This is a genomic window from Microcystis sp. M44BS1 (genome assembly GCF_020244875.1).
GTDB lineage: Bacteria > Cyanobacteriota > Cyanobacteriia > Cyanobacteriales > Microcystaceae > Microcystis > Microcystis panniformis.
This window is the reverse complement of the sequence record NZ_JADBVM010000304.1, coordinates 1-2,728: the sequence shown is the minus strand read 5'-3', so window position 1 is coordinate 2,728 and position 2,728 is coordinate 1. Positions and strand designations below refer to the sequence as shown.

2 protein-coding genes and 1 pseudogene are annotated in these 2,728 nt (G+C 37.9%); 1 reads left to right on the top strand and 2 read right to left on the bottom strand.

Annotated elements, in window-relative coordinates; genetic code table 11:
* Nucleotides 1–37: 37 nt before the first annotated feature.
* Nucleotides 38–370, bottom strand: a pseudogene (locus IM515_RS22475) (transposase family protein); the annotation flags it as partial.
* A 189-nt stretch (nt 371–559) separates the two neighbouring features.
* Between IM515_RS22475 and IM515_RS22470 the strand changes: the two are divergent.
* Nucleotides 560–997: a hypothetical protein gene (locus IM515_RS22470; RefSeq protein ID WP_425589517.1), complete on the top strand. Its 438-nt coding sequence runs from the start codon at nt 560–562 to the stop codon at nt 995–997.
* Between the two features lie 307 nt (nt 998–1,304).
* On the opposite strand, the gene IM515_RS22465 is transcribed toward IM515_RS22470, so the two are convergent.
* Nucleotides 1,305–2,570, bottom strand: coding sequence for a tetratricopeptide repeat protein (locus tag IM515_RS22465; protein WP_287628774.1), 1,266 nt, complete (start codon nt 2,568–2,570; stop codon nt 1,305–1,307).
* Between the last annotated feature and the right edge of the window lie 158 nt (nt 2,571–2,728).

Genomic DNA, 2,728 nt, shown 5'->3' with positions numbered 1-2,728 from the left:
TTACGTCATTTATACGACTAACATTAAAAATATCTCATTCTTTTAATTGTTCGACTATATTTTCGGCTAGTCATTTCGTATAGGTTCGTTAACTGGCGACAAAATCTAACTCTTCACTAAAGGGTTTCTGACAATTATCGCCCTTAAATTGACGACGATTAACTTGTAGGTACACTGGTTGTCCTGAGATTGGTAAATCTTTGACTAAATGTCGATGATTTTGGTGTAGTTTATCGCTCTCTAACCCACAATGAGGACAGGTTGCTTTTTGATTTTTCGATTCGATTCGGCAAACTATACCGATATTTTCTAGGTGTAGATAGCCTTGAATAGACGTTCCTTTTAGGTGAAAAAATTTGTCAAGTATCATAAGTAAAATACTCTGGTTTTTGGCTATTATATTAAATATTAACTCGATTGTCTATCTTTTGGTATTAACCTGTTTGTGTTTTAAGTTTTTCCCTGTATAGGTTTCAGCTATTTTTGAGCGTAGGTACTCTCATCGAATTTTATTTAAAGTTAATTATTTGCATAACAATTACCGAAGAGCCAAATAAACTTGACTGCCAATGAACCTCCAAAATTAGATGAAGAAAAGTGGACTGGAGATTTCATTTTAAAAGAGTATAAAGCTCAACAAACTACGGAACGAGGATTTCGTTTTATCAAAGCTCCTCTATTCTTTGTTTCACGGGTCTTTCTTAAGAACACTCAACGGATTATGGCACTGGCGATGATTATGACCCTGGCTCTCATGGTCTATAGTTTAGGACAACGCCAACTTAGGCGAGCCTTAGAACTTACCTCATCTACCCTCCCTAATCAAAAAGGTCAGCCTACTGCTCGTCCTACTTTACGATGGATTCTTCAATGTTTTCAGTCTATTCATCTTGTATTTGTCGATGGGATTAAATTCTTGATTAAACTCACCCGTAGACAAAACCTGATTTTGCAGTTCCTTGGCTCTTCTTGTCACCAAGATTATTTTTTATCTTAAATAGGGCTTGCTGAATAATGGTAAAACCCTTTTAAAATAAGGCTTTTGACCTGTTAAAGTCCGATGTTAGTGCAAGAAAATAGGATTGGGACTTTCAAAAACCTTGCATTATCCTTCTTGTAGTACATAGCTTGGTACAAAAAACAAGGGCAACAAAGCCCGAAACGACCGGCTACTGACGACCGACGACCGACTCCTACCCCCAGGAAAAACTTTTTCAGCAGACCCTAAATAACCTGCTGAATGTGAGTTAGAACAACTGTAAAATACAAATAATTTAACTCCCCAATCACTGCCCTACTAAAAACTAGCGTCCAGCCCCCAATATTTCTTGAATATGCTTGAGAGTTTCTTGGTAAGCATCCATTAATCCCATTTGTTTGTAGAGTTGGGCGGCTTTTTGATAGTCTTCAATGGCACTGGTGTAATCTTCCAAAAGTTCACTAGCCAACCCACGACCACTGTAGGCAAAAGCATCATTAGGGTTAAGATTAATCGCTTGATTAAAATCAGCGATTGCTCCCTGAATATCTCCTAAATTGCTCAGAGCAAATCCTCGGTTTCTGTAAGCTTCAGCATTATTGGGATCGAGCTTAATGGCTTGGCTATAATCAGTGATCGCACCCTGATTGTCTCCTAAATTGTCACGAGCAAATCCTCGGTTTTTGTACGCTTCAGCATTATTAGGATTGATATTAATAGCTTGATTAAAATCAGCGATCGCTCCCTTATTGTCGCCTAAATTGCTCAGAACATTTCCTCTAATAATGTAAGCATCAGCATTATTAGGATTAAGCTTAATGGCTTGATTAAAATCAGCGATCGCTCCCTGAATATTTCCTAGCTTGCTATGAGTATTTCCTCTTAAAAAGTAAGCAAAATCATCGTTAGGATTAAGCTTGATTCCTTGATTATAATCAGCGAGTGCGCCTTGATAATCTTCTAATAGGTCACGAGCCAATCCTCTGTTAATGTAAGCAAAAGCATCATAAGGATTGAGGTTAATGGCTTGGTTAAAATCAGCGATCGCTCCCTGATAATCTCCTAAATTGATACGGGCTCCACCTCGGAAAGTGTAAGCAAAAGTATTATTAGGATTAAGACTAATAGCTTGATTAAAGTCAGCGATCGCACCCTGATAATCTTTTTGCTCGTTACGCTCAAATCCACGCTCAAAGTAAATATCAGCATCGTTAGGATAAATTTCTAACATTTTGTTATAGATAGCGATCGCTTCATCATGACGGTTTTGTTCACTTAGAAATAGAGCTTGACTAAAAAGCAAAGCAATATCTTCTGGAGCAATAGCCCCCGGTGAAGTGGGAATCACCCATTCTGCAACGATAAAAGTCCATGCTAAACTGTCAGCACGAGGTTTTGTTACTAATACGGCTTCTTTTAAAGCACTGACATCGCCACTGTTTAATCGCAGGGCTATAGCTGTTAGCTGTACTCCTCCAGAAAATTCAAATAATTCTCCTTTTCGGGTGACAACATTGATGGTTTTTTGGGTAGATACCTGTTTGATCTGATATTCTCGCAACCAGAAACTTAGGTCAGGTTTATCAGGCATTTCTTCAAGAGCTTTAGATCCCACATTCCGCACCCTCAACTGTCACAGATCAAAAAAGCCATTAAAGTAGTACATAATAACTAAAATTAATTCAAAGGTTAAAAGGGTTAATGAGAATATATAGCATTAAAAGGGGTATGGAGCGAGAAAGAGAAAAT

Bases quoted from the DNA above. Each gene is read 5' to 3' on its own strand.
- IM515_RS22465 (WP_287628774.1), bottom strand. From the start codon at position 2,570: ATGCCTGATAAACCTGACCTAAGTTTCTGGTTGCGAGAATATCAGATC.